Origin of the sequence: Streptomyces sp. NPDC048278, from assembly GCF_040652195.1 — a bacterium.
GTDB lineage: Bacteria > Actinomycetota > Actinomycetes > Streptomycetales > Streptomycetaceae > Streptomyces.
In genome coordinates, this window is the sequence record NZ_JBEZLP010000002.1 from 313,800 (window position 1) to 338,888 (window position 25,089).

Genomic DNA, 25,089 nt, shown 5'->3' on the forward strand with positions numbered 1-25,089 from the left:
ACCCACTCCCGAACCACCCCAGGACGCCAAAAGGCGCCCCCGGGATCTCTCCCAAGGGCGCCCTGAACGCCGTAGGACTAGCCGTTCTTGATGCGGTTGGTCAGCTCCGTCACCTGGTTGTAGATCGACCGCCGCTCCGCCATCAGCGCCCGGATCTTCCGGTCGGCGTGCATCACGGTCGTATGGTCCCGGTTCCCGAACTGCGCTCCGATCTTCGGCAGCGACAGATCCGTCAGCTCCCGGCACAGGTACATCGCGATCTGCCGCGCCGTGACCAGCTGCCGCCCGCGCGAGCTCCCGCACAGGTCCTCGACGGTGAGCCCGAAGTAGTCCGCGGTCGCCGCCATGATCGCCGTCGCGCTGATCTCCGGCGTGGAGTCCTGCCCCCCGGGGATCAGATCCTTCAGCACGATCTCGGTCAGCCCGAGATCGACCGGCTGCCGGTTGAGCGACGCGAACGCCGTCACCCGGATCAGCGCGCCCTCCAGCTCGCGGATGTTGCGCGAGATGCGGGAGGCGATGAACTCCAGCACCTCCGGCGGGGCGTTGAGCTGCTCCTGGACCGCCTTCTTGCGGAGGATCGCGATCCGCGTCTCCAGCTCCGGCGGCTGGACGTCGGTGATCAGACCCCACTCGAACCGGTTCCGCAGCCGGTCCTCCAGGGTGACCAGCTGCTTGGGCGGCCGGTCGCTGGAGAGCACGATCTGCTTGTTCGCGTTGTGGAGCGTGTTGAAGGTGTGGAAGAACTCCTCCTGCGTCGACTCCTTGTCCGCGAGGAACTGGATGTCGTCGACGAGCAGGATGTCCATCTCGCGATAGCGCTTGCGGAAGCTGTCGCCCTTGCCGTCGCGGATCGAGTTGATGAACTCGTTGGTGAACTCCTCCGAGCTCACGTACCGCACGCGCGTGCCCGGGTAGAGGCTCCGCGCGTAGTGCCCGATCGCGTGCAGCAGGTGCGTCTTGCCGAGTCCCGACTCCCCGTAGATGAAGAGGGGGTTGTACGCCTTCGCCGGCGCCTCGGCGACGGCGACCGCCGCCGCGTGCGCGAAGCGGTTGGACGCGCCGATGACGAACGTGTCGAAGAGGTACTTCGGGTTCAGGCGGGCGGTCGGCTCACCGGGGCCGCCGGCCGGCGCGGGTTTCGCACCCAGCGGTCCGGGCCCACCGGCGCTCGGCAGGTCCGGCCGCCCGGGCCCGCCCCGGTGCCCCTGGCCCGGCCCGCCCGGGGACTCGGGCAGCTCACGGCGCCCGGAGTCCCGGTCGTAGTCGGGCCGGTCATGCGCGGGCCGGTCATGACCGGTCCGGTCATGCGGGGATCGGTCATGCGGGGATCGGTCATGACCGCCCCGCTCGTAGTCGGAGCGGTCGTAGTCGGGCCGGTCGTAGTCCGGGCGCGGCGGTTCGTACTCGGCACGCTGCTGCTCGTACGGCGGCCGGTCCAGCGGCTGCTGCGGGCGGTACTCCTGGGCGTACGGATCCTGGCCGCCGTAGCCGTCCGAGCGGTACGCGTCCTGCGACGGCGAGGCATAGGGATCGCGCTCCGGGAAGCCGAGCCGCGGCTGCTGCCAGCCGTACTCGTCCTGCCCGGGGCGCGGCCAGGCGCCGGGCTCGGGACGCTGGTACTCGGAGGGGTAGGCGGGACGGGCGGTGGGCAGCTGGTCGCGACCGCCCTGGTCCGGCAGCTGGTCGGCGCGGTGCCGGCCGTACCCTCCGTCGTACTGCGACGGCGCGGGCTCGGGCTCGTCGTAGCGCGGCTTCTGCACGGGGGGCGCCGGCGGGGCCGGGGGCTCGCCCGCGGACTCGTCCACGGTGATCGCGATCCGGATGGGGCGCCCGCACTCACGGCTCAGGGTCTCGCTGACGATGGGGGCGAGACGGCCCTCCAGTACGTTCTTCGCGAATTCGTTCGGTACGGCGAGCAGAGCGGTGTCCGCGACCAGCGCGAGCGGCTGGCAGCGCCTGATCCAGTGTTCGTCCTTCGCCTCCACACCCTGACCGCGGCCCTCACCGAGGAGCTGCTCCAGTACTCGTGGCCACACTGCGGCAAGATCGGCAGGTACGTCAGCCACAGGGCACGCTCTCTCACAGGTCCCACGAACGTGTGGTTCGAGGACGGGTCGGGATGAAAATCAGGTCGGGCGGGGATAAAGGAACGAATCGGAGTTCAGCCACGGTAGTCAGCGTGGCGGCTGCGGTTCAAGTTGTTGTCCCCAGGCTGTGGATAGTGTCTCTCCGTCACCGCTGGTTTGACCGAATGGCGTAGCCCCGCGTACCGTAACCAGGTCGAGTTGTCGATGGCTGCTGCCGCCTGCCTCCGATGGGCACAGATCGCTGAAGGTGATCGGGAAGCGGTGCACTCGGGCGTGATGCGAGCTACTCGTGGGCGCACGGTGACAGCCAGGACGGCACCCGCCACACCGATTTGATTTCTGGAGCCCCCGAGTGAGCAAGCGCACCTTCCAGCCGAACAACCGTCGTCGTGCCAAGACCCACGGCTTCCGCCTGCGGATGCGTACCCGTGCCGGTCGCGCGATTCTCGCGAACCGTCGTGCAAAGGGTCGCGCCAGCCTGTCCGCCTGATCCCGGTCAGGTCATGACGTCGTGCTGCCTACCGAGCATCGGCTGAGGCGGCGCGAGGACTTCGCGACCGCGGTACGACGGGGGCGCCGGGCAGGTCGCCCGTCCCTCGTCGTCCACCTTCGTAGCGGTGCCACGGACCCGCACGCGCCTGGGGAGAGCGCTCCCCCGACGCGTGCGGGTTTCGTCGTGAGCAAGGCCGTGGGTGGTGCCGTGGTGCGCAATGCCGTGAAGCGCAGACTGCGTCATCTGATGCGTGAGCGAGTCGCCCTGTTCCCCCCCGGTAGCCTGGTAGTCGTACGAGCGCTGCCCGGAGCGGGCGACGCCGACCATGCACAGCTGGCCCGAGACCTGGATGCCGCCATCGAGCGGCTGCTGGGAGGGGGCGCGCGATGAAGTACCCGCTGCTGGCTCTGATCAAGCTGTACCAGTGGACGATCAGTCCACTGCTGGGCCCGGTGTGCAAGTACTACCCGTCGTGCTCCCACTACGGCTACACGGCCATCGACCGGCACGGTGCGATCAAGGGCACGGCACTCACGGCCTGGCGCATCCTGCGGTGCAATCCGTGGTCGCTGGGCGGTGTGGACCATGTTCCGCCGCGCAAGCGCCCGCGGTGGCACGAAATGCTGCGTGACGCCTGGCGTGCACGCAGGGGCGGGCCCTCCGCCGCCGAACCGGCCACCGAGGAGAAGCCTCCCTCCGAGCTTCCTTCGAGCCCGGCCGCAGAGACTTCGTCCCATGCCCAAGGAGCATGATTAGTGGACACGATTGCCAGCCTCTTCAGCTTCATCACGACACCCGTCTCATGGGTCATCGTCCAGTTCCACTCCGTGTACGGGAAGATCTTCGGTCCCGACACGGGCTGGGCCTGGGGCTTGTCCATCGTGTCCCTGGTGATCCTGATCCGGATCTGCCTGATCCCGCTCTTCGTGAAGCAGATCAAGGCGACGCGGGCCATGCAGACGCTGCAGCCCGAGATGAAGAAGATCCAGGAGCGCTACAAGAACGACAAGCAGCGCCAGTCCGAAGAGATGATGAAGCTGTACAAGGAGTCGGGTACCAACCCGCTCTCCTCGTGCCTTCCCATCCTGGCGCAGTCCCCGTTCTTCTTCGCCCTGTACCACGTGCTCAACGGCATCGCGACGGGCTCGACGATCGGTGTCATCAACGAGTCGCTGCTCAACAGTGCTCGTAAGGCCCACATCTTCGGGGCACCGCTCGCCGCGAAGTTCACGGATGGCTCCTCGAAGGTGGAGGCGCTCGGTGCCTCCCTCACGGACGTCCGGGTCGTCACCGCGGTCATGATCGTCCTGATGTCCGCGTCGCAGTTTTACACGCAGCGCCAGCTGATGACGAAGAACGTCGACACCACGGTGAAGACGCCGTTCATGCAGCAGCAGAAGATGCTGATGTACGTCTTCCCGGTCATGTTCGCCGTCTTCGGTATCAACTTCCCGGTCGGTGTCCTCGTCTACTGGCTGACCACCAACGTGTGGACCATGGGCCAGCAGATGTACGTCATCCGCAACAACCCGACCCCGGGTTCCAAGGCCCAGGCCGCCTACCTGGAGCGCCTCACCAAGCACGTCACGCACCACGGCAAGACCCGCCGGCGCAGCGAGAAGACCATCGTCAAGGCGATCGTCGCCAAGGGCCGTGACCGCAACGAGTTCGAGCGCTCGTTCATCAACGCGCTGACCAAGTCCGGCCTCGTGGCCCAGGCCGACGGCACCGTGGTGAAGGGCGAGGCCCAGGCCGTCGCGCAGACCGAGGACGGCGTCACGACCACCGGCGCCGCCAGGCGCCAGCAGCCCAAGCGCCAGACCAAGGCCCAGCGGCAGTCCGGTACGACGAAGGCGGGCGGCGACTCCGTTTCGGCTTCTTCGGACGCGTCGGATTCCGTCGACGAGGCGGACACGACGACCTCGCTGGAGAACTCCGACGAGCCGCAGGACGCCAAGCCGGCCGCCAAGCAGGCCCCGAAGGGCGGCTCCAACGGCCGCAGCAGGGCCCAGTCCGGTCAGCGCAAGGGCGGTCCGCAGCGCCCCAAGTCCCCGTCCAAGAAGTAAGAAGGAGCCCATCCCGTGACGGAAGGCACCACCTCCGCCGCTGCCGAGGGTGCAGACACCCTGACCCGCCTGGAGCAGGAGGGCGAGATCGCGGCGGACTATCTCGAAGGTCTGCTGGACATCGCCGACCTCGACGGCGACATCGACATGGATGTCGAGGCAGACCGCGCCTCCGTGTCGATCATCAGCGACTCGAGCGGCCGGGACCTGCAGAAGCTGGTCGGCCGCGACGGCGAGGTGCTGGAGGCGCTCCAGGAGCTGACCCGCCTGGCCGTGCACCGGGAGACCGGTGACCGCAGTCGGCTGATGCTCGACATCGGGGGCTACCGCGCCAAGAAGCGCGCCGAGCTCTCCGAGCTGGGCGCCAAGGCCGCCGCCGAGGTCAAGAACACCGGCGAGCCCGTGAAGCTCAAGCCGATGACCCCGTTCGAGCGCAAGGTCGTGCACGACGCGGTCAAGTCCGCCGGACTGCGTAGCGAGTCCGAGGGCGAGGAGCCGCAGCGGTTCGTCGTCGTACTGCCCGCCTGAGCGGTCCCCCCGTTGTACCGGCCCCGTCTGTTGAGCAGGCGGGGCCGAACTTTGTCAGCCTGGTAGTTCTGGTGGCCGGTGCGCGGAGCATCGGCGCTGTACGGAAGGACGGTCCCCGTGACGGAGGCTGCGGAGCTCCCCCCGGCGCCCGAACAGGCGCGGGAAGTGTTCGGCGAGCGCTTCGCCGATGCGGTCCGCTACGCGGAGCTGCTCGCCGAGGCAGGCGTGCAGCGTGGTCTGATCGGCCCACGGGAAGTGCCCCGCCTGTGGGAGCGGCACCTGCTGAACTGCGCGGTGCTCTCGGAGGCCGTCCCCGAGGGGGTGACGGTCTGCGACGTGGGCTCCGGAGCCGGCCTGCCGGGCATTCCGCTGGCGCTGGTCCGGGAGGACCTCAACATCACCCTGCTGGAGCCGCTGCTTCGGCGCACCAACTTCCTGACCGAGGTCGTCGAGCTGCTCGGCCTGGACCATGTGACCGTGGTCCGTGGCCGCGCCGAGGAGGTCATGGGCAAGCTGCCTCCGGTGCATGTGGTCACGGCCCGTGCGGTGGCCCCGCTGGACCGCCTGGCCGCCTGGGGCGTCCCGCTGCTGCGCCCCTACGGCGAGATGCTCGCCCTCAAGGGAGACACGGCGGAGGAGGAGCTGAAGGCCGCGGCCACGGCGCTGACGAAGCTCGGTGCGGTGTCCACGTCGATCCTGCATGTGGGTGAGGGCGTGGTGGATCCGCTGTCGACCGTCGTCCGCGTGGAGGTCGGAGAGAGCCCGGGCGGCGTGCGCTTCGCGGCCAAGCGGGCGAAGGCGGCTCGTACCGGGAGGGCACGTAGGCGCCGCTGATCCGTCCTGACGACCAGACGTACTCCACACAAGCTGCCAAACCTACGCATGACGGAGTGTCGCGGCTTTTCGGTACTGCTTGCTGTGCATCGTGTTTCACGTGAAACGTCGCTCACTGCTGCACGGCATCATCGGTCGGACCCGCGCCGCGGCCGAACCACGCGACCGAAAATCTCTCGGAGCCCTCGGAGAGGGAGCCTCTGGTGACGCTCCGTCCCCCTTGAGGGGCACGGAGTTGTCCACAGAGGTGGATTTCTCCACAGAACAACAGGCCTCACTGGTTCACGACCCCGAAGACATGGGAGGCTCTGTTCATTGCGAGCCTGAAGTCGAGGAGAGTGAATCCTTGCGGTCCGACGCCAACATCGCGGGACCGATGACCGATCCGGTCCCCGGTCCCCGTACCGAGTCGATGGGGGCGGATGTTTCACGTGAAACACCGCCTCCGATGGACGACACTCCCATCGGTCGTGCTGCCCAACTTGCGGTGGAAGCTCTCGGCCGCGCCGGCGAAGGACTGCCACGTCCGGAGCAGACCAGAGTCATGGTGGTCGCCAACCAGAAGGGCGGCGTTGGCAAGACGACGACGACCGTCAACCTTGCCGCGTCGCTGGCTCTGCACGGTGCCCGTGTCCTGGTGATCGACCTCGACCCGCAGGGCAATGCCTCCACCGCGCTGGGCATCGACCACCACGCCGAGGTTCCGTCCATCTACGACGTGTTGGTCGAGAGCAAGCCGCTGGCGGAGGTTGTCCAGCCGGTGGTGGACGTCGAAGGTCTCTTCTGCGCCCCCGCCACGATCGACCTCGCCGGTGCGGAGATCGAGCTGGTGTCCCTGGTGGCACGGGAGAGCCGGCTTCAGCGGGCGATCCTGGCGTACGAGCAGCCGCTGGACTACATCCTCATCGACTGCCCGCCCTCACTCGGCCTGCTGACGGTCAACGCGCTCGTCGCGGGCGCCGAGGTGCTCATCCCGATCCAGTGCGAGTACTACGCGCTGGAGGGCCTGGGCCAGCTGCTGCGCAACGTCGACCTGGTACGGGGGCACCTCAACCCCAACCTGCATGTGTCGACCATCCTGCTCACCATGTACGACGGCCGGACGCGCCTTGCCTCCCAGGTCGCGGACGAGGTGCGCAGTCACTTCGGCGACGAGGTGCTGCGGACGAGCATTCCCCGCTCGGTCCGTATCTCCGAGGCGCCGAGCTACGGGCAGACGGTACTGACCTACGATCCTGGATCGAGCGGTGCCCTCTCGTACCTTGAGGCGGCCCGAGAAATCGCGCTGAAGGGCATCGGGGTCAGCTACGACCCGACGCAGGCCCATATCGGCGCTCAGAGCAACCCGAACATGGTGGAGGGGATCCAGTGAGCGAGCGACGGAGGGGGCTGGGTCGTGGTCTCGGTGCACTGATCCCAGCTGCCCCGACCGAGATGACCCCGGCCCAGACGGCCGTGGGGGGAACGGTAGTGCCGTCCCCCGCTGCGGCTCCGGTGCTGACGACTGACCGTGGCGTCGCCGCGGCCAAGGTGACGACGCTGCCGGCTGTTTCACATGAAACCGAGGAGCCCTCGGTATTCGGGGTGGGAGCGGAGATGCCCGCTCCTCCGATGGGCGCCCACTTCGCGGAGATCCCCCTCGACGACATCACGCCGAACCCGCGTCAGCCGCGTGAGGTCTTCGACGAGGACGCTCTGCACGAGCTGGTGACCTCCATCCAGGAGGTCGGCCTCCTCCAGCCTGTCGTCGTCAGGCAGCTGGGCCCCTCCCGCTACGAGCTCATCATGGGTGAGCGGCGCTGGCGAGCCTGCCGAGAGGCCGGCCTGGAGGCGATCCCGGCAATCGTCCGGGCGACGGACGACGAGAAGCTCCTCCTGGACGCGCTGCTGGAGAACCTGCACCGCGCTCAGCTGAACCCGCTGGAAGAGGCCGCCGCCTACGACCAGCTGCTCAAGGACTTCAACTGCACGCACGACCAGCTGGCCGACCGTATCGGGCGCTCCCGCCCCCAGGTCTCCAACACCCTGCGGCTGCTGAAGCTCTCCCCGGCGGTTCAGCGCCGGGTGGCCGCCGGAGTCCTGTCGGCCGGGCATGCCCGGGCGCTGCTCTCCGTCGACGACTCGGAGGAGCAGGACCGGCTGGCCCACCGGATCGTCGCCGAGGGACTGTCGGTGCGAGCCGTCGAGGAGATCGTGACCCTCATGGGCTCGCGGCCCCAGACGACGACCCGCGCCAAGGGACCGCGGGCGGGCGCCCGGGTCTCTCCGGCCCTCAGCGACCTTGCGACCCGGCTCTCGGACCGCTTCGAGACACGGGTGAAGGTCGACCTGGGGCAGAAGAAGGGCAAGATCACCGTCGAGTTCGCCTCGATGGAAGACCTTGAGCGGATCCTGGGCACCCTCGCCCCCGGCGAGGGACCGGTTCTGCACCAGGGCCTCCACGACGGCGACTCCACGGCCTCCGAGGACTCTGTGGAGTCCGTGGAGTCCGACGACTGACCTCCCGGGCGTTTCCCGCCCGGTCGGCGCCCTGTCGCCCAGAGAGCGGACCATGTCCGGTGTGCACCGGAACACGGTCCGCTCTTTGCTTTCAGGCGGTATCGATGGAAACGCTGTGTGGATACGATGCGTTCGGTATGGCGCATCCACCGGACAGCTGGCAGCACCTCTGAGAGAGGCGGGGGCCATGCGATCGATGAGCCGCACCGGACTGGTGAGCGCGGGTCTGGGACTGGGCGCGACCGTCGGATTCTTCGGCAGTCTGCTCAGGGAACGCAGCGCTCTGACAGCCGCCCGCGACGCTGCGGGCGAAGGAAGCGAGGAACAGCCTTCATGGGGCGTCGGCTCGTACCGCTCACGCTGGACAACCTTCAGGACCTTCCCCAGCGCTGTCGCTCGTGCGTCTTCTGGGAGCTGGATCCCGTCAGCAGCGAAGCAGCGGTGAGAGCGGGTACAGCCGCGCTGGAGAAGGAATCCTGGATCTCTGCCGTCCTGCTCGACTGGGGATCGTGCGGCCGAGTGGTCTATGTCGACGATGTACCGGTCGGCTTCGTGCTCTACGCCCCGCCCGCCTACGTCCCCCGCTCCACGGCCTTTCCCACAAGCCCGGTGTCCTCGGACGCCGTCCAGCTCATGACCGGCTTCATCATGCCCGGATATCAGGGGCAGGGGCTCGGACGCGTGATGGTGCAGACGGTTGCCAAGGATCTGCTGCGGCGGAGCTTCAAGGCGATCGAGGCGTTCGGCGACGCCCGCTACAAGGAGGCGGCCTGTCTGCTGCCTGCGGAGCACCTGCTGGCTGTGGGCTTCAAGACGGTCCGCCAGCACCCCTCGCACCCTCGGCTGCGGCTGGAGCTGCGGACGACGCTCTCCTGGAAGGAAGACGTGGAGCTGGCGCTCGACAGGCTTCTGGGGGCCGTACAGAAGGAGCCGGCGCTGCGACCGCTCTGAGCTCCTCAAAGCGAATGGGCCAACCCTCAGGGGTTGGCCCATTCGTGTTTCACGTGAAACATCACTCGGCGATGAAGTCCTCGAGGTCGCGGACGAGCGCGGCCTTCGGCTTGGCGCCGACGATGGTCTTGGCGACCTCACCACCCTGGTAGACGTTCAGGGTCGGGATCGACATGACGCCGTACTTGGCCGCCGTGTTCGGGTTCTCGTCGATGTTCAGCTTGACGATCTCGATCTTCTCGCCGTGTTCGGCGGCGATCGCCTCAAGCGACGGGGCGATCTGGCGGCACGGGCCGCACCACTCGGCCCAGAAGTCCACCAGGACGGGCTTCTCGCTCTTGAGGACGACCTCTTCGAAGTCGGCGTCGGTCACATGCTTCAGAGTGCCGGCCACGGCGGGCTCCTTTACTTGATCGTGCGGTGGTGGGGTGGAGGGGGAAAGGTCAGACGGAGGTCTTCTCGTGCGCGGCCTTCTCCTCGTCCGCGAGGGCGGAGAGGAAACGCTCGGCGTCGAGAGCGGCGGAGCAGCCGGTACCGGCCGCGGTGATCGCCTGACGGTAGGTGTGGTCCACCACGTCACCGGCGGCGAACACCCCCGTCACGTTCGTGTGCGTCGAGGGCGAGGCGACCTTGAGGTAGCCCTCCTCGTCGAGGTCCAGCTGGCCCTTGAAGAGCTCGGTGCGCGGGTCGTGGCCGATCGCGATGAACAGACCGGTTACCGGCAGGTCGGAGAGCTCGCCGGTCTTCACGTTGCGCAGCTTCAGACCGGCCAGCTTCTGCTCGCCCTGGACCTCGGCGATCTCGCTGTCCCAGGCGAACTTGATCTTCGGGTCGGCGAAGGCGCGCTCCTGCATCGCCTTGGAGGCGCGCAGGGTGTCCCGGCGGTGGACGATCGTCACGGACTTGGCGAACCGGGAGAGGAAGGTAGCCTCCTCCATCGCGGTGTCGCCACCGCCGATCACGGCGATGTCCTGGTCCTTGAAGAAGAACCCGTCACAGGTGGCGCACCAGGACACGCCGCGCCCGGAGAGCGCGTCCTCGTTCGGCAGACCGAGCTTGCGGTGCTGGGAGCCGGTGGTGACGATGACGGCCCTCGCCTGGTGGACCGTGCCGGCGGTGTCGGTGACGGTCTTGATCTCACCGGTCAGGTCGACGGAGACGACGTCGTCCGGAATCAGCTCGGCGCCGAAGCGCTCGGCCTGGGCCCGCATGTTGTCCATGAGATCCGGGCCCATGATGCCGTCGCGGAAGCCCGGGAAGTTCTCCACCTCGGTGGTGTTCATGAGGGCACCGCCCGCGGTGACGGCCCCCTCGAACACCAGGGGCTTCAGCGACGCGCGCGCGGTGTAGAGCGCCGCCGTGTAGCCGGCGGGCCCGGAGCCGATGATGATCACGTTACGGACGTCGCTCACGGCTTGATTCCTCGTCTCTGGTCTACGTCATTCGACCGGTGGGAGCTTCCGTCAGAAACTCTCACCCCACCCAACGGATCCTAAGGGGCGCGCATTCCCGGTGTGTCCGGGCACACGGGCATCCCACACCGTACGGATTTCCAGGCTGGGGCGAGACGATGCGTGGAGCCGGTCAGGCCGTCCCCGGGGGACGTTCAGGGACGGGCCAGGGACTCCGTCAGGAGAACCTTGCCGGGGGAGGCTGACCCCGTCCGGTCGCAGGACGCGTCGACGACGTAGGCCGTCACCCGGGAGGCATCGGAGGTGTCGGGGAGCACGACGAGGTAGGCGTCCTGCCCCTCGTAGGTCCCCTTCTTCGCACCGAGGACAAGATCGGTCTGGCTGATGCCCTGGCGCACGCACACCGGCACCTGTGTCGTGGGCTGGAGCTTGACCGTCGGACTTGGTGTCGAGCTCGGCTTGCCGCTGGGCTGGGACTCGACGCTGAAGGGCTTCTGGGAGCCCCGCTGCGTGCTCGGCTTCGTGCCGAGGAGATCCTTCACCTGGCCCTGAAGCGTGGTCTTGGAGAAGGCTCCGGCGGACGTCGTCGGCTTGCCCTGAGCCGTCGGGGTCCCGTCGCCGCCGAGAGACTGCAGGAAGTAGGAACCGGCGCCGAGAACGGCGGCGGTGAAGACCGCGCCGAGGACGACCGTGCGGCGGCGTCGGCCGTGATGTCCGCGGTCCTTGCGGCCGGGACCGGCGGAGGCACTCGGGCGCCCGGCAGGGCGATCCGCCGGGGACTGTGTCTCACGGGGAGATGTTTCACGTGAAACATGAGCCACGGGTGCCGTCACGTTCAACGGAGCCTCGGCAGCGAGGGCGGCGTCGATACGGCCCGCGACATCGGCCGGCATGCGCGGGGGGCTCGGCAGCGCACCCAGCAGACCCCGGATCTCCTCCAGCGAGGTGTGGACGTCGGCGCAGAGTTCGCAGCCGTCCAGGTGCTGTCGTACTTCCTCCGTCCGGGCGGGTGGGAGCAGACCCTCGGTGAGGTCGGAGATCTCCGCGACGTCCGGGTGCCCGGTCGTGTCTGTCGTCGAAGTCATGCTCGCCCACCTCCGCCCTTCACTGCGGCTGGATCACTCGGCCCGGTGTCCTGCGGGCCCCCGTCCTGAGGCCCCGCTGCGGGTGGGACGGATGTCCCCTCCGCCCGGTTCCGTGCCGGGTCCCGGTCGTTTTCGTCACCGGTGCTTTCCGGCCGTAGATGGGTGAGCAGCGGGAGGAGTCTGGCTCTGCCGCGAGCGCAACGGCTCTTCACCGTCCCGGTGGGTACATCGAGGATCCGGGCCGCCTCGGCGACCGGATAGCCCTGCATGTCGACGAGGACGAGCGCGGCACGCTGGTCGTGGGGCAGGGTGCCGAGCGCTTCCAGGAGCTGGCGGTGCAGATCGTTCCGCTCGGCCGGAGCGGAGGCCGATTCATGCGGTTCCAGCAGTTGCTCCAGCCGCTCGGTGTCGTCGACGGGAGCGGTCTTGCGGGAGGCCGCCTTGCGCGCGCGGTCGAGGCAGGCGTTGACCGTGATCCGATGCAGCCACGTTGTGACGGCCGACTGGCCCCGGAAGGTGTGCGCGGCCCTGTAGGCGGACACCAGGGCGTCCTGGACGGCGTCAGCGGCCTCCTCGCGGTCCCCCAGGGTCCGCAGGGCGACCGCCCAGAGCCGGTCCCGGTGCCGTCGCACGATCTCACCGAAGGCATCGGGGTCGCCTTCCACATGGCGGGCGAGCAGATCCTGGTCGCTCACTCCGCCGTATCCGGCGCCCTCCGCCATCTGCCCCCTCCGCCTTCGGTGCCGCCGGTGAGACGTCAGCCGGTGAACTTCACCTCGGTGACGGCCTGCTTGTAGCCGGCCTGTGCGTACGCGTCGGGATCCGCACCCGAATTCGGCACGGCGGTGATCCACATGAGCACGTACTGGCTCTTCACCTTCTTGCTGACCTTCACCGTGGCGGTGTTCCCGGTGGTGGTGACGCTGCCGATCTGCGTCATCGAGCTGATCGACCCCGGGTTCAGCGAGTCGGCGGCGTACAGCGCGACCGTTGTGTGATCGCCAGAGTAGCGAAGGGAGATGGTTCCCGTGGTGACTTCCTTGGCGGAGCCCAGGTCGTAGACGATTCCCACACCAGGCTTGTACGGAGCCAGCTCCGGGCCGCTCACGAAGGTGTTCGTCCTCCAGTACGTCGAGGTGCTGCCGTCGTACGTCTTGCCGACGTCGTTCGGATGCTGGGCATCGCCCTTGGCGACGTACTCCTGCGCGTCCTGGATCTTTATCGCGGCGGCGGGCGCCGGGCTGGCGCTGTTCTTGTCGCCGTCGTCCGTCGTCTGGGTGTTGGTGGTGTCTCCGCCGGACTTGTCGCCCTGGTCCATCAGGGCGTCCGCGAGCTGCCAGCTGCCCAGGCCCAGGGCGGCGATGAGAAGGGCCGAGACGGCCCACTTCAACGCCTTGCCGGTACGGCTCTGCAGCGGTGGCGGCGGGGCCTGGAGCGGCTGTGTCACGCCGGGCGGCGTGGGACGGCCGTAGGTGCCCTGCTGGTACGTGGTGCGCTGGTACTCGGGCGGTGCCGTGAACGCCGGCTCCGGCGGACGGATGCGGGGCATCTCGCCGATCGCCTTCACCAGCTCCTCCGGCGTGGTGCACGCGGACTCGTGGCGGGAGGCGGTGGCGCCGTCGTTGACGAGAGCCCGCATGGCGAGCTCGGACAGGCCGCGGTGGACACCGGCACGCACCTGGTCGGGTGCGATCAGGCCGACGTCCTTGGGCAGCCCGGCCAGACCGTAGGCGTCGCTCTCGTAGGGCCAGCGCTGGGTCAGCGCCGCGTACAGCAGGGCACCGATCGCCTCGGTGTCGGTGCGCTGCGGGGTGTCGGAACTGATGCCGCGCAGCGCCGCGTTCACCGCGAGGCCGCGGATGCGCCACTGCCCGGTGGAGGTGCGCAGCACCGCGTTCGGGTTCAGGCGCAGATGGGCCAGCCCCTCGCGGTGCGCGGCTGCCATGGCGGAGGCGATCTGACTGACCATCTGGTACGCGTCGTGAGGCTCCAGCGGTCCGGCCGCGAGCAGCGCGGTCAGCTCCGTCGCGTCCGGCAGCCATTCGTGGACGACGTAGACGAGGTCGTTCTCCTCGACGGCGTCCAGCACCTGCACGAAGCGCGGGTCCCCGAGGAGTGCGGCGGAGCGGGCGGCGGCCAGCACCGCACGGGTCCGTGGATGGTCGGCGGGCAGGATATGGACGCCGACGGCACGACGAAGTTTCTCGTCGACCGCGCGCCAACTGCTGAATCCGTCCAGACGGGTGACGCACTCCTCAAGACGGTAGCGTCTGGCGAGCTTGTGCCCGCTGTGCAGTTCAGGGGGCGCGGCCTGCTTCTCAGCACCCGCGGCCATGCCGTTTCCCTGTGCTTCGTCGCTGTCCGTGTCCCGCTCCGGGTTCTTGGCCACCCCGTCGGCCGTGGACTGGTCCGCCTTGGCGGTCAGCGGCTTGTCACCGCTGTTGTCTGCCACGTCGACGGCAGCCGTGCTCCGTTCCGCCACCGTCGTTCCTGCCTCCCCATCCGTTGCACGCTGTCCGACGCCGAAACCAATTGTGCCCACAGTCCCCCGCTATGCACGACACGCGGCGGCGAACGATGGTTGTGCGCTTACCCCCGCCTCAGCGCCCCAGACGCCCGCGCACCATGCCCACGAGGGAGTTGAGCTCCTCGATGCGCATGCGGCGCGCGGCGACGTAGAAGACGCCGAGCAGGACCGCCCCGCCGGCCAGCAGCGCGGCGAAGGAACCGATCACGCCCTGACCCAGAGTGTGGCCGATGCCGTAGCAGGCCGCACCACTGAGCAGCGCGGCCGGTACGGAAGCGATGCAGAGCCTGGCATACGTGCGGGTGACCCGGGAACCGTCCAGGTCGCCGCCGAGCCGCTTGCGCAGCCGCCGCCAGGCCACCCCGACACCGATCGCGTAGGCCACACCGTAGGAGGCGGCCATGCCGGCCACCGCCCAGCGGGCCGGGAGCAGCAGGTAACAGGCGACCGAGGCGCCCGCGTTGACCACCGCGACGATGACCGTGTTGTAGAAGGGGGTGCGGGTGTCTTCGTAGGCGTAGAAGGCGCGCAGGACGACGTACTGCACCGAGTAGGGGATCAGGCCGAGGGCGAAGGCCATCAGCATGAACCCCATGTTGGTGGCTTCGCTGATGCCCGAGGAACCGAAGATCAGGGTGCACATCGGGATGCCGAGGGCCAGGAAGCCGAAGGAGATGGGGACGATCGCGACGGCGGTCGTCCTGAGGCCCTGGGAGATGTCGTCGCGGACGGCGCCCGTGTCGTTCTCGGCGGCCGAGCGGGAGATGCGGGGCAGCAGGGCGGCCATCAGGGAGACCGTGATGATGGCCTGCGGCAGGCCCCAGATCAGCTGGGCGTTGGCGTAGGCGGCGAAGCCGGTGCCGTCGACCGGGGAGCTCTTGCCGGCCGAGGTCGACAGCTGGGAGACGACGAGCGCGCCCGCCTGGTTGGCGAGGACGAACAGCACGGTCCACTTGGCGAGGGTCGCGGCCTTGCCGAGGCCGTGGCCCCGCCAGTCGAAGCGCAGCCGCAGCCGGAACCCGGTCTCGCGCAGGTAGGGGATCATCGCCAGGGCCTGGACCACGAGCCCGAGGAGCACGCCGAGGCCGAGCAGCCGCTGGCCCTCCGGCGGGATGGTCGTGACCTTCATGCCGGAGTGCGCGGCCGTGCCGTACACCCAGATGAACAGGCCGAGGGTGACGATGATGACGATGTTGTTGAGGACCGGGGTCCACATCATCGCGCCGAACTTGCCGCGCGCGTTGAGGATCTGACCCATCACCACGTGGATGCCCATGAAGAAGATCGAGGGCAGGAAGTAGCGGACGAAGGTGATGCCGACCTCGTTGGCCGCCGGGTCGCTGGCGACCGAGTCGGACAGCAGGCGGATCAGGAACGGCGCGGCTGCGATGGTGGCCGCGGTGAGCAGGCCCAGCGCCACCATGACGAGGGTCAGCAGACGGTTGGCGAAGGCCTCGCCGCCGTCCTCGTCCTCCTTCATGGCCCGTACCAGCTGCGGTACGAAGACGGAGTTGAGGCCGCCGCCGACGGTCAGGATGTAGATCATCGTCGGCAGCTGGTACGCGACCTGGAAGGTGTCGCCGAGCAGACCGACGCCCAGCGCGGAGACGATCAGCGCGGAGCGGACGAAGCCGGTGAGCCGGGAGACCATCGTGCCCGCCGCCATCACGGCGCTCGACTTGAGCAGGCCCGCGGCCTTCCCGCCCTTCTTCGCGGGCGCGGACACCGTGGCGGACGCCGGGGCCCCGGCGGGTACGGCACCGAGGTTCAGGGTCTGGTCGACCGCGGCCGGCGGCGTCGGTGCCTGGTACGGCGGAACCTGCCCGGGCCCTCCCGGGGCGACCGCAGGACCCGGCACCGCCGGGGGCTCCGACGGCAGCCGGCCGCCGTCCTGCTGCGGACTCCGGTAGCCGTTCTGCTGCTGGCCCGGGTAGCCGCTCTGCTGGTCGCGGAAGAGATGGGCGAAGGCGTCCGGCTCGTGGTGCTCCTCACCGGAGTGCGAGACCAAATCGTCCACGCCCACGAACTGGGTCGTGCGGGGGTTGTCGCCGTACGGGAGGTACGGGCTCGGGGCGTCCGGCTCCGGCGCCGGGGTCTGGGCCCACACGTGCGGGTCGGGGGCGTACGGGGACTGGGCGGGCTGCCCGTACAGCGGCTGCTGCGGGTAGCTGCCCGGAGCCGGCGGGGGGTGTGCGGCACGGTCGTAGAGCGCCTCGGCGACCGGGTCCTGGGCGGAGAGGTCGCGTGCCCGGTAGGGGTCCTGGTTATAGGCGTCCTGGAGGTACATGTCAGCCGCCTGCTGCGGCGGGACCTGGCCGGGCTCCGGCGGCGGCTCGGGGTAGCCCGAACCGGCCGCGCCCTGGCCGCTTTCACCGTCGTACGGCGCGTTCATGGTTACCCCTGCCTCATCGTCCCGGGCCCACCGGCCACGACATCGCTCAACGGTCCACTCTCTCACCCGTCTCGGACGGGTCGGCGCTTTCCGGTGCGGTGTCCGGTGTCGGGTCACTCGGCTGCTCCGGGTCGTCTTCCCGGGACCGGGCGACGGACTCCTCCTGGAGACGATCCCCACGGGCAACGGGGTTCCCGGGCCCGTCGGCGCCCCCGGTGACCTCGGGGCTTCCGGCCTCCGTGACGTCGGAAGTCTCCGGGGCGTCGGGAGCCTCCGGGGCGTCGGGAGCGTCCGGGGAGTCCCCGCCCGTCTCGTCGGGGCTGTCGCCCTCCTCGGCCCGGCGGGCGGCGGCCCGCTTGCGCTGGGTGTACATCCGGAAGCCCGCGAGCACCAGCAGCAGCACGCCGCCACCGATGACCAGCATCACCGTCGGTGTGACCTCGGTGACCTTCACGTCGAACCTGACGGGCGCGCCGTACTCCTGGCCGTCCTCGGTGTAGAGCTGGGCTGTGACCTCGACCCGGCCGTTGGCATTGGCCGAGGTGGAGAACTTCACGGACTGGCTGTGGCCGCCGGAGACCTCGACCGGCTGCTCGTAGTAGGGCTTGCCGCCGATCTCCAGCCGGGTCGGCATGGTCGAGGTGAGCCGCAGGACGAGGTGGTCGACACCCTGGACCAGGTTGTTCTGCACGGTTACCGGGATGGTGGCGCTGCGCCCGGAGAGCTTGGTCTCGGACTTGTCGATCAGCTTGACCTGGCCGATGAGGTCGTCGAGCCAGGACTCCACACTCGTACGGAAGCTGTCCGCCGCGCTGCCGCGACCCCGCCACGACGTGGACATCTCGCGGTTTATGGCCCGCCCGAAGGGGGTCACCACCCGCGACTCGTCGGTGAGGATCACCTGGAAGTTGTCGAGCTTGTCCTGGGTACGGGCGATCTGCTCGAAGGCCGTCCGGGGCAGTTCCTGCTTGCGCAGCGAGGACGGGTACGCGGACGACGAGGGGATCTTCGTCGTCGCCCCGGGGTCGGGCTTGTCCTTGGCGGCTGCCTCGAGGTCCTGGGACTGCGACCAGTTGCCGTCCTGGAGGGCGGTGATCGCCGTCGCCATGGCCTGGGCCTGGCTTGCCGTGGGCATCCGCTGCGGGGCGACGACGATACTGCGCTGCTTGCCGGTCTGGGTGTTCAGCGCGAGGCTCTGGGCGAGGAACTGCTGCACCGCGAGGGTGGCCGAGTCGGCGTTCGTCAGATCGCCCTCGAACGTCGTGGACAGCCGCGCGTCGGCGACCACCGCCGTAGTGCCGCCGCCGATCGGGCGCGCCGCCGAGGGCGTGTAGGTCAGCCCGCCGGTCTCCTGGAGGCTGTCGCTGCGGGCGATCACCTTGTCGGCACCCGCCGAGGTGGCGACCTTGATGATCGAGGGGTCGACGGCGCCGTCCACGGGCCACGCGAAGTCCGTGTTCGGTGTGACATGGAGCACAGTCTTCACGGTGGTGGCGGCCACGTCGGTCGCGTCCTTGAGGTGGCTCAGCGAGCCGGTCACGCTGGTGCCGTTGTGGGCGAGGGAGGCCAGGTCCGGGTCGGCGAAGGGAAGGGCCACCACCTCCTTGTCCGTCACCGCGTCCTGCAGGTTGGCCAGGAACTGCTTGGCCACCGCCTGATGGGTGCCGGCCGTGGTGGTGTCGCCGGTGCCCTGGATCCGGTAGTTGCGGGTCATCGCGTCCACGGAGGCCAGCAGATCCGGGTCGATCACCCAGGTGACGTCGAGATCCTTGCCGAGCGCCAGCATCTGGGCCAGCCGGCCGCCGGGCGAGATCTCCTTGGCGAGGTCGTCGTTCTGGAAGACGGGCGTCTGCAGTTCGCCGGCGCCCGTCTTCGCCGTCACGTGGACGGTGGAGATCAGCGGCCAGAGATACGTCGTCTTCGTCTTGGTGTCGGCCTCGGAGGACTGCCACGGAAGGAACGTCCGCTGGATGCCGAGGACCTGGTCCCACTGCTGCGCGGCGGTCTTGCCGGACAGTGAGACGCCGAACTGGTAGACGCCGTCCTGACCGAGGTCCAGCTTGTCGACCGGCACGGAGATGCTGAAGTGCTCGGCGACCCCCGAGGGGAGCGATTCGAAGTCCTCGGTGTACTTGCCGCCGACCTCGGTGCCCAGACCCGACTGGAGGTCCTCCGAGTGCCGGGCGGCCGTGTCGATCTCGGAGCGCGTGCTGAGCAGGCCGCCCATCCGCAGGTCCACGTGCGCGTCCGTGACCGCCTGCTTGCCGTTGTTGGTCACCGTGCCGGACACCGTCAGCGTGTCCCCGTCACTGGGGGCGCTGGGGCTCAGCGAGTCCAGGGCGACGGACACCGTGTCCGAGCCGGCCGCCTGGGCCGGCTCCGCCATGGGCAGCTGCGTCAGTCCGGCCAGCAGGGGCGCACCCGCGAGCAGTGCCCCGGTGCGCCGCAGCCAGCGGCGGGCAGGTGAGGGCGTCCCCTGGAAGTCTGCCGCCTCGGCCACGCGCTCGTCCGTCCCTCGTCGTCAGTGGTCGTCGGTATGTGCGTCCACGCATGGTAACGAGGTGCGCTGAACGGAAGTGCCGCGGTCTGCTCCTCAAGATCGGGAGAGGAGGTCGGCCCGTCCCCTATATCCAGTATCGTCGCGAGACTCTGTTAAGCGCCGAACGGATGCGCTTGTGCGATTACGGAGTGAGATGTCCCACCCCTCCGCGGGGGACGCTCTATCGGGGTGCTGCCGGAATATGGAGGCGCTTCGGACCGTCGGGGGCACGTACCCTGTTCTGTTGTGCCGAACGCCAATGAAGACACTCCTACTGTCCTGAGCCAGGCGCAGCAGCGCGCCGTGAGCGAACTGCTGCGGGTGGCGCCCGTCGCCGACGACCTCGCCCGCCGATTCCAGGAGGCCGGGTTCTCCCTCGCCCTGGTCGGCGGCTCGGTTCGGGACGCGTTGCTGGGCCGGCTCGGCAACGACCTGGACTTCACGACCGATGCCCGCCCCGAGGACGTACTGAAGATCGTCCGGCCCTGGGCGGACGCCGTCTGGGAGGTCGGGATCGCCTTCGGCACGGTCGGCGCGCAGAAGCAGGGCTACCAGATCGAGGTCACCACCTACCGCTCCGAGGCATACGACCGCACTTCGCGCAAGCCTGAGGTGTCGTACGGGGACTCCATCGAGGAGGACCTCGTCCGCCGTGACTTCACGGTCAACGCGATGGCGGTGGCGCTTCCGGAGAAGGAGTTCATCGACCCCCACGGCGGTCTGGAAGACCTCGCGCTGCGGGTGCTGCGCACCCCGGGGACGCCCGAGGACTCCTTCTCGGACGACCCGCTGCGGATGATGCGGGCCGCCCGGTTCGCCGCCCAGCTCGACTTCGAGGTGGCCCCCGAGGTCGTCGCGGCGATGAAGGACATGGCCGGCCGTCTGGAGATCGTCTCGGCCGAGCGGGTCCGGGACGAGCTCAACAAGCTGATCCTCTCGGCCCACCCCCGCAAGGGGCTGACCCTGCTCGTCGACACCGGCCTCGCCGAGCATGTCCTGCCCGAGCTGCCGGCCCTGCGGCTGGAGAGCGACGAGCACCATCGGCACAAGGACGTCTACGAGCACACGCTGATCGTCCTGGAACAGGCCATGGCGCTGGAGGAGGACGGCCCCGACCTCACCCTCCGGCTCGCCGCGCTGCTGCATGACATCGGCAAGCCGCGCACCCGGCGCTTCGAGAACGACGGCAGGGTCTCGTTCCACCACCACGAGGTGGTCGGAGCGAAGATGACCAAGAAGCGCATGACGACGTTGAAGTACTCCAACGAGCTGGTGAAGGACGTCTCGCAGCTGGTCGAGCTCCATCTGCGCTTCCACGGCTACGGCACCGGGGAGTGGACGGATTCGGCGGTCCGTCGCTATGTCCGTGACGCGGGCCCCCTGCTGGGCCGTCTGCACAAGCTCACCCGGTCCGACTGCACCACCCGTAACAAGCGGAGGGCCGCGGCGCTCTCCCGCGCCTACGACGGTTTGGAGCAGCGCATCGCCGAACTCCAGGAGAAGGAGGAGCTCGACGCGATCCGCCCGGATCTCGACGGCAACCAGATCATGGAGATCCTGGGTATCCGTCCCGGCCCGGAGGTCGGCAAGGCCTACAAGCACCTGCTGGAGCTTCGGCTGGAGAACGGTCCGATGGGGCATGACGCAGCGGTGACCGCGCTCAAGGAGTGGTGGGCCGGGCAGGGCTGAGGGTGCACGGCGTGGTCATGTTTCACGTGAAACATGACCACGCCGTGATGCAACGAGGGGCGATGTTTCACGTGAAACATCGCCCCTCGCGCTCGAAGCGGGCCATGGCTGCGGCAACCGCTGCGTAGACCAGGGCGACCGTGATGACGAGGGTCGCGGAGCGGCCGTCCGGTGGAAGCATCAGCGCGGCTACAGCGGCGGCCCCGACGAAGGCGACGTTGAAGAGCACGTCGTAGACGGAGAAGATCCGGCCGCGGAAGCCGTCGTCGACGGACGACTGCACGAGGGTGTCCGTGGCGATCTTCGCGCCCTGGGTGATGAGTCCCAGGACGAAGGCGGCGACGAGCATGGGAACGGTCGTGAACGCGAGGCCCAGGGCGGGCTCCAGTACGGCGGCCGACGCGGCGCACACGACGATCCAACGGCCGGGACCGAGCCGCCCCGCGGTCCATGGCGTGATCACGGCCGCTGCGAAGAAGCCCGCGCCGGAGATGCCCAGGGCCAGCCCCAGCAACCCGAGCCCGTCGTCCGGGTCGGAGGAGAGGGCGTAGCGGCACAGCATCAGCACCAGGACGAGCAGCGCGCCGTAGCAGAAGCGCATCGCCGTCATGCTGACCAGTGCCCAGGCCGCCTCACGGCGACGCGGTGCGGCGAGATGCCGAATCGCCTCCAGGAGGTCGCGTGCCGTGGTGATCACCGCGGCCCCCAGGCTCGGCTGGGCCGGCTGCCGGTCCGGGCCGAGGAGGTCAGGGGCCATGGACAGGGACGCGAGGGCCGCGCCCAGGTACAGCGTGGCACCCAGCAGCACCACGGCGGCGTCGGAATCCGAGGCCGCCAGCCGTACGGCGAAGGCGAGGCCGCCGCCGGCGGTCGCGGCCAGGGTGCCGGCGGTCGGGGAGAGGGAGTTGGCGAGCACCAGCCGGTCGGTGTCGACCACCCGTGGCAGTGCGGCGGACAGACCGGAAAGGACGAAGCGGTTGACGGCCGTGACGCAGAGGGCGGAGGCGTAGAAGAGCCAGTCGGGGACGTGGCTGACCATGAGGACGGCGGTGGCCGCGGCCAGCAGCGCGCGCAGGAGATTGCCGTAGAGGAAGATCTGGCGGCGGCGCCAGCGGTCCAGCAGGACGCCGGCGAAGGGGCCCACGAGGGAGTACGGGAGGAGCAGGACGGCCATGGCAGAGGCGATCGCGGCCGGCGAGGTCTGCTTCTCGGGGGAGAAGACGACGTAGGCGGCGAGGGCGACCTGGTAGACGCCGTCGGCTCCCTGGGAGAGCAGGCGTATGACGAGTAGACGGCGGAAGTTCCGCAGGCTCAGCAGGACACGCAGGTCGCGGACGACGGGCATGGGGCACAGCCTCACATATGGGGCCGCAGACAGGAGAAGGGTCCCCGGATCGGATGACCCGGGGACCCTTCTGAGCCCTGGCAGGAGCGATTTTTGCGAGCTTGAGCGGTGGAGCTTCAGCGCCCGGCGGTGTGCCGGGTCAGCGCTCGACGTCGCCGCGGATGAACTTCTCCACGTTCTCGCGGGCCTCGTCGTCGAAGTACTGGACCGGCGGGGACTTCATGAAGTAGCTGGACGCGGAGAGGATCGGGCCGCCGATGCCGCGGTCCTTGGCGATCTTCGCGGCGCGCAGGGCGTCGATGATGACACCGGCGGAGTTCGGGGAGTCCCAGACCTCGAGCTTGTACTCCAGGTTCAGCGGGACGTCGCCGAAGGCGCGGCCCTCCAGGCGGACGTACGCCCACTTGCGGTCGTCGAGCCAGGCGACGTAGTCGGACGGGCCGATGTGGACGTTCTTCTCGCCGAGGTCCCGGTCGGGGATCTGGGAGGTGACGGCCTGCGTCTTGGAGATCTTCTTGGACTCCAGGCGCTCACGCTCGAGCATGTTCTTGAAGTCCATGTTGCCGCCGACGTTCAGCTGCATCGTGCGGTCCAGGATGACGCCCCGGTCCTCGAACAGCTTCGCCATGACGCGGTGCGTGATGGTGGCGCCGACCTGCGACTTGATGTCGTCACCGACGATCGGCACACCGGCCTCGGTGAACTTGTCCGCCCACTCCTTGGTGCCGGCGATGAAGACCGGGAGGGCGTTGACGAAGGCGACCTTGGCGTCGATGGCGCACTGGGCGTAGAACTTCGCCGCGGCCTCGGAACCGACGGGCAGGTAGCAGACGAGGACGTCGACCTGCTTGTCCTTGAGGATCTGGACGACGTCGACCGGCTCGGCCTCGGACTCCTCGATGGTCTGACGGTAGTACTTACCGAGACCGTCGAGGGTGTGGCCGCGCTGGACGGTGACACCGGTGTTGGGCACGTCGCAGATCTTGATGGTGTTGTTCTCGGAGGCGCCGATGGCGTCCGCCAGGTCGAGGCCGACCTTCTTGGCGTCCACGTCGAACGCGGCGACGAACTCCACGTCCTTGACGTGGTATTCGCCGAACTGCACGTGCATCAGGCCGGGGACCTTGGACGCCGGGTCGGCGTCCTTGTAGTACTCGACGCCCTGCACCAGCGATGCGGCGCAGTTGCCCACGCCGACGATGGCTACGCGAACCGAACCCATTCCGGTTGCTCCCTGTGTGTACGAGTGAGGCCCTGAACGGGTCTCACGTGGCGGTGTCGTCGGACGCATCCGGCCGGAGAGAATCTCCGGACCGGGGCAGGGCGTCCGGCGCTCCATTGGTGGTGTTCTGCTGAGCGGACCCCCCGGAGGCGGAACCCTTGAGGTCCCGTCCGGCCCGCTCGCTCTCGATGAGCTCGTTCAGCCAGCGCACTTCGCGCTCCACGGACTCCATCCCGTGGCGCTGGAGCTCAAGCGTGTAGTCGTCGAGGCGCTCCCGGGTGCGCGTCAGCGAGGCGCGCATCTTCTCCAGGCGCTCCTCCAGCCGGCTGCGGCGGCCCTCCAGCACCCGCATCCGCACATCGCGCGAGGTCTGCCCGAAGAAGGCGAACCGCGCCGCGAAGTGCTCGTCCTCGTACGCGTCGGGGCCGGTCTGGGACAGGAGCTCCTCGAAGTGCTCCTTACCTTCGGCCGTCAACCGGTAGACGATCTTGGCGCGGCGGCCGGCGAGCGGCGCGGCGAGGGCGTCCTCGGTGGTGCTGCCCGGTTCCTCGATCAACCAGCCGTTGGCGACCAGCGTCTTGAGGCAGGGGTAGAGCGTTCCGTAGCTGAAGGCACGGAACACGCCGAGGGACGTGTTGAGGCGTTTCCGCAGCTCATAGCCGTGCATCGGGGACTCGCGGAGCAGGCCGAGGACGGCGAACTCAAGGATGCCGGATCGCCGGCTCATGGTCGCCTCCTCTCGTCCGCGGTTCGCTTATCTCGCTTCGATGTATCGACTCGATACATCACGACGATAGATCGGCTTCCCTCGTGCGACAAGGGGGACGGCGGTGAACGGGATCACATCACCAATTCGTTGGAGGCAACTTGCCTGATTTGGGGTGAACTTCGGGGCTCGGCGGGTTTTGGTGGTGCGTAGTCTGTGCGGCATGCACACCACCGGGAACCAAGTGACGCCTGGGGGGCGTCCACGTCCTCGGTGCCGTACGGGTGAATGCAGGACCGACCACATCCGTATTTCGGGGGGACCGGAAATCAGCCGCCGTTCCAGGCGCCCACGGGTGCGCCTGCCCGAGGAGTAATCGTTCGATGAGCGAGCACCGTCGCAAACCGCCGCCGCCGCAGGGAGGCGGACGTGCCGCGGCCCGACGCGGCCAGTCCGGACCGTCTTCCAGCCGCCGCGCGGCTCCGCGAGGCGCCACCGGGTCTCTTTCCGACTCCTATGGGTCCAGTTCCTATGGGTCGGACTCGGGCTCGGAAGGTGAGGAGCGTCCGTACGGCAGCCGTGCCGAGGCACGCCGGGCGTCGCAGAGAAGTACGGGAAACAGCCGCCGCAGAGCGGCCGACAACGGAAGCCACGGTCCGGGTGGTCCTGCCGGGCCGGGGCGTGGCAGAGGCCGGGCGTCGACGGCGCCCG

General features: G+C 68.9%; 21 protein-coding genes. 10 read left to right on the forward strand and 11 right to left on the reverse strand.

The genetic code is table 11. The features are described from left to right. Positions 1 to 77 precede the first annotated feature (77 nt). Positions 78 to 2,069 (reverse strand): chromosomal replication initiator protein DnaA, encoded by a 1,992-nt coding sequence (dnaA, locus tag AB0D74_RS04950; RefSeq protein WP_362580637.1) that lies wholly within the window; start codon positions 2,067 to 2,069, stop codon positions 78 to 80. Positions 2,070 to 2,442: 373 nt separating this feature from the next. On the opposite strand from dnaA, the gene rpmH reads away from it, so the two are divergent. From rpmH to AB0D74_RS04995, 9 genes are all read left to right on the forward strand, one after another. After that, a complete protein-coding gene (rpmH, locus tag AB0D74_RS04955) occupies positions 2,443 to 2,580 on the forward strand; it encodes a 50S ribosomal protein L34 (protein WP_015659252.1) in 138 nt (45 codons plus the stop codon). 21 nt (positions 2,581 to 2,601) lie between these two features. Continuing rightward, the gene (gene rnpA / locus AB0D74_RS04960) at positions 2,602 to 2,973 is read left to right on the forward strand and encodes a ribonuclease P protein component (RefSeq protein ID WP_362580638.1); all 372 of its coding nucleotides are present in this window, start codon (positions 2,602 to 2,604) and stop codon (positions 2,971 to 2,973) included. After that, the gene (yidD, locus tag AB0D74_RS04965) at positions 2,970 to 3,335 is read left to right on the forward strand and encodes a membrane protein insertion efficiency factor YidD (protein WP_093500828.1); all 366 of its coding nucleotides are present in this window, start codon (positions 2,970 to 2,972) and stop codon (positions 3,333 to 3,335) included. Before rnpA ends, yidD begins: the two co-directional genes overlap by 4 nt. 3 nt (positions 3,336 to 3,338) lie before the next feature. After that, a complete protein-coding gene (gene yidC, locus AB0D74_RS04970) occupies positions 3,339 to 4,649 on the forward strand; it encodes a membrane protein insertase YidC (protein ID WP_362580640.1) in 1,311 nt (436 codons plus the stop codon). Positions 4,650 to 4,664: 15 nt separating this feature from the next. Beyond that, a complete protein-coding gene (locus tag AB0D74_RS04975) occupies positions 4,665 to 5,177 on the forward strand; it encodes a R3H domain-containing nucleic acid-binding protein (RefSeq protein WP_362580642.1) in 513 nt (170 codons plus the stop codon). Between the two features lie 117 nt (positions 5,178 to 5,294). Beyond that, on the forward strand, positions 5,295 to 6,011 hold the full coding sequence (rsmG, locus tag AB0D74_RS04980; RefSeq protein WP_362580644.1) for a 16S rRNA (guanine(527)-N(7))-methyltransferase RsmG: 717 nt from the start codon (positions 5,295 to 5,297) through the stop codon (positions 6,009 to 6,011). A gap of 298 nt (positions 6,012 to 6,309) precedes the next feature. After that, positions 6,310 to 7,383 (forward strand): ParA family protein, encoded by a 1,074-nt coding sequence (locus tag AB0D74_RS04985; protein ID WP_362581003.1) that lies wholly within the window; start codon positions 6,310 to 6,312, stop codon positions 7,381 to 7,383. Further along, on the forward strand, positions 7,380 to 8,510 hold the full coding sequence (locus AB0D74_RS04990) for a ParB/RepB/Spo0J family partition protein (protein WP_362580646.1): 1,131 nt from the start codon (positions 7,380 to 7,382) through the stop codon (positions 8,508 to 8,510). Before AB0D74_RS04985 ends, AB0D74_RS04990 begins: the two co-directional genes overlap by 4 nt. 333 nt (positions 8,511 to 8,843) lie before the next feature. Next, positions 8,844 to 9,461 (forward strand): GNAT family N-acetyltransferase, encoded by a 618-nt coding sequence (locus AB0D74_RS04995; RefSeq protein WP_362580648.1) that lies wholly within the window; start codon positions 8,844 to 8,846, stop codon positions 9,459 to 9,461. 61 nt (positions 9,462 to 9,522) lie between these two features. Here the strand turns inward: AB0D74_RS04995 and trxA are convergent, their stop codons facing one another. From trxA to AB0D74_RS05030, 7 genes are all read right to left on the reverse strand, one after another. Next, the gene (gene trxA / locus AB0D74_RS05000; RefSeq protein ID WP_362580649.1) at positions 9,523 to 9,855 is read right to left on the reverse strand and encodes a thioredoxin; all 333 of its coding nucleotides are present in this window, start codon (positions 9,853 to 9,855) and stop codon (positions 9,523 to 9,525) included. Positions 9,856 to 9,904: 49 nt separating this feature from the next. Further along, the gene (trxB, locus tag AB0D74_RS05005; RefSeq protein WP_362580651.1) at positions 9,905 to 10,873 is read right to left on the reverse strand and encodes a thioredoxin-disulfide reductase; all 969 of its coding nucleotides are present in this window, start codon (positions 10,871 to 10,873) and stop codon (positions 9,905 to 9,907) included. A 194-nt stretch (positions 10,874 to 11,067) separates the two neighbouring features. After that, a complete protein-coding gene (locus AB0D74_RS05010) occupies positions 11,068 to 11,958 on the reverse strand; it encodes an anti-sigma factor (RefSeq protein ID WP_362580653.1) in 891 nt (296 codons plus the stop codon). Then, complete coding sequence (gene sigM, locus AB0D74_RS05015; protein ID WP_362580655.1) at positions 11,955 to 12,680, reverse strand: RNA polymerase sigma factor SigM; 726 nt, start codon at positions 12,678 to 12,680, stop codon at positions 11,955 to 11,957. The genes AB0D74_RS05010 and sigM overlap by 4 nt, the downstream gene beginning before the upstream one ends. Positions 12,681 to 12,715: 35 nt before the next feature. Further along, positions 12,716 to 14,440: a protein kinase family protein gene (locus tag AB0D74_RS05020; protein ID WP_362580657.1), complete on the reverse strand. Its 1,725-nt coding sequence runs from the start codon at positions 14,438 to 14,440 to the stop codon at positions 12,716 to 12,718. A gap of 118 nt (positions 14,441 to 14,558) precedes the next feature. Beyond that, a complete protein-coding gene (murJ, locus tag AB0D74_RS05025; protein WP_362580659.1) occupies positions 14,559 to 16,877 on the reverse strand; it encodes a murein biosynthesis integral membrane protein MurJ in 2,319 nt (772 codons plus the stop codon). A 46-nt stretch (positions 16,878 to 16,923) separates the two neighbouring features. Beyond that, complete coding sequence (locus AB0D74_RS05030; protein ID WP_362580661.1) at positions 16,924 to 19,377, reverse strand: DUF6049 family protein; 2,454 nt, start codon at positions 19,375 to 19,377, stop codon at positions 16,924 to 16,926. 285 nt (positions 19,378 to 19,662) lie between these two features. Between AB0D74_RS05030 and AB0D74_RS05035 the strand changes: the two genes are divergently transcribed. Beyond that, positions 19,663 to 21,105, forward strand: coding sequence for a CCA tRNA nucleotidyltransferase (locus AB0D74_RS05035; RefSeq protein WP_362580662.1), 1,443 nt, complete (start codon positions 19,663 to 19,665; stop codon positions 21,103 to 21,105). 67 nt (positions 21,106 to 21,172) lie between these two features. Here AB0D74_RS05035 and AB0D74_RS05040 read toward each other — a convergent pair whose 3' ends face one another. The 3 genes from AB0D74_RS05040 to AB0D74_RS05050 form a co-directional block, all read right to left on the reverse strand. After that, complete coding sequence (locus AB0D74_RS05040; RefSeq protein ID WP_362580664.1) at positions 21,173 to 22,450, reverse strand: MFS transporter; 1,278 nt, start codon at positions 22,448 to 22,450, stop codon at positions 21,173 to 21,175. Between the two features lie 139 nt (positions 22,451 to 22,589). Next, complete coding sequence (locus AB0D74_RS05045) at positions 22,590 to 23,672, reverse strand: inositol-3-phosphate synthase (protein ID WP_362580666.1); 1,083 nt, start codon at positions 23,670 to 23,672, stop codon at positions 22,590 to 22,592. Positions 23,673 to 23,715: 43 nt separating this feature from the next. Next, positions 23,716 to 24,399 carry a PadR family transcriptional regulator gene (locus AB0D74_RS05050; protein ID WP_362580669.1) on the reverse strand — a complete coding sequence of 228 codons (684 nt, stop codon included), beginning with the start codon at positions 24,397 to 24,399 and terminating at the stop codon, positions 23,716 to 23,718. Positions 24,400 to 25,089: the final 690 nt, after the last annotated feature.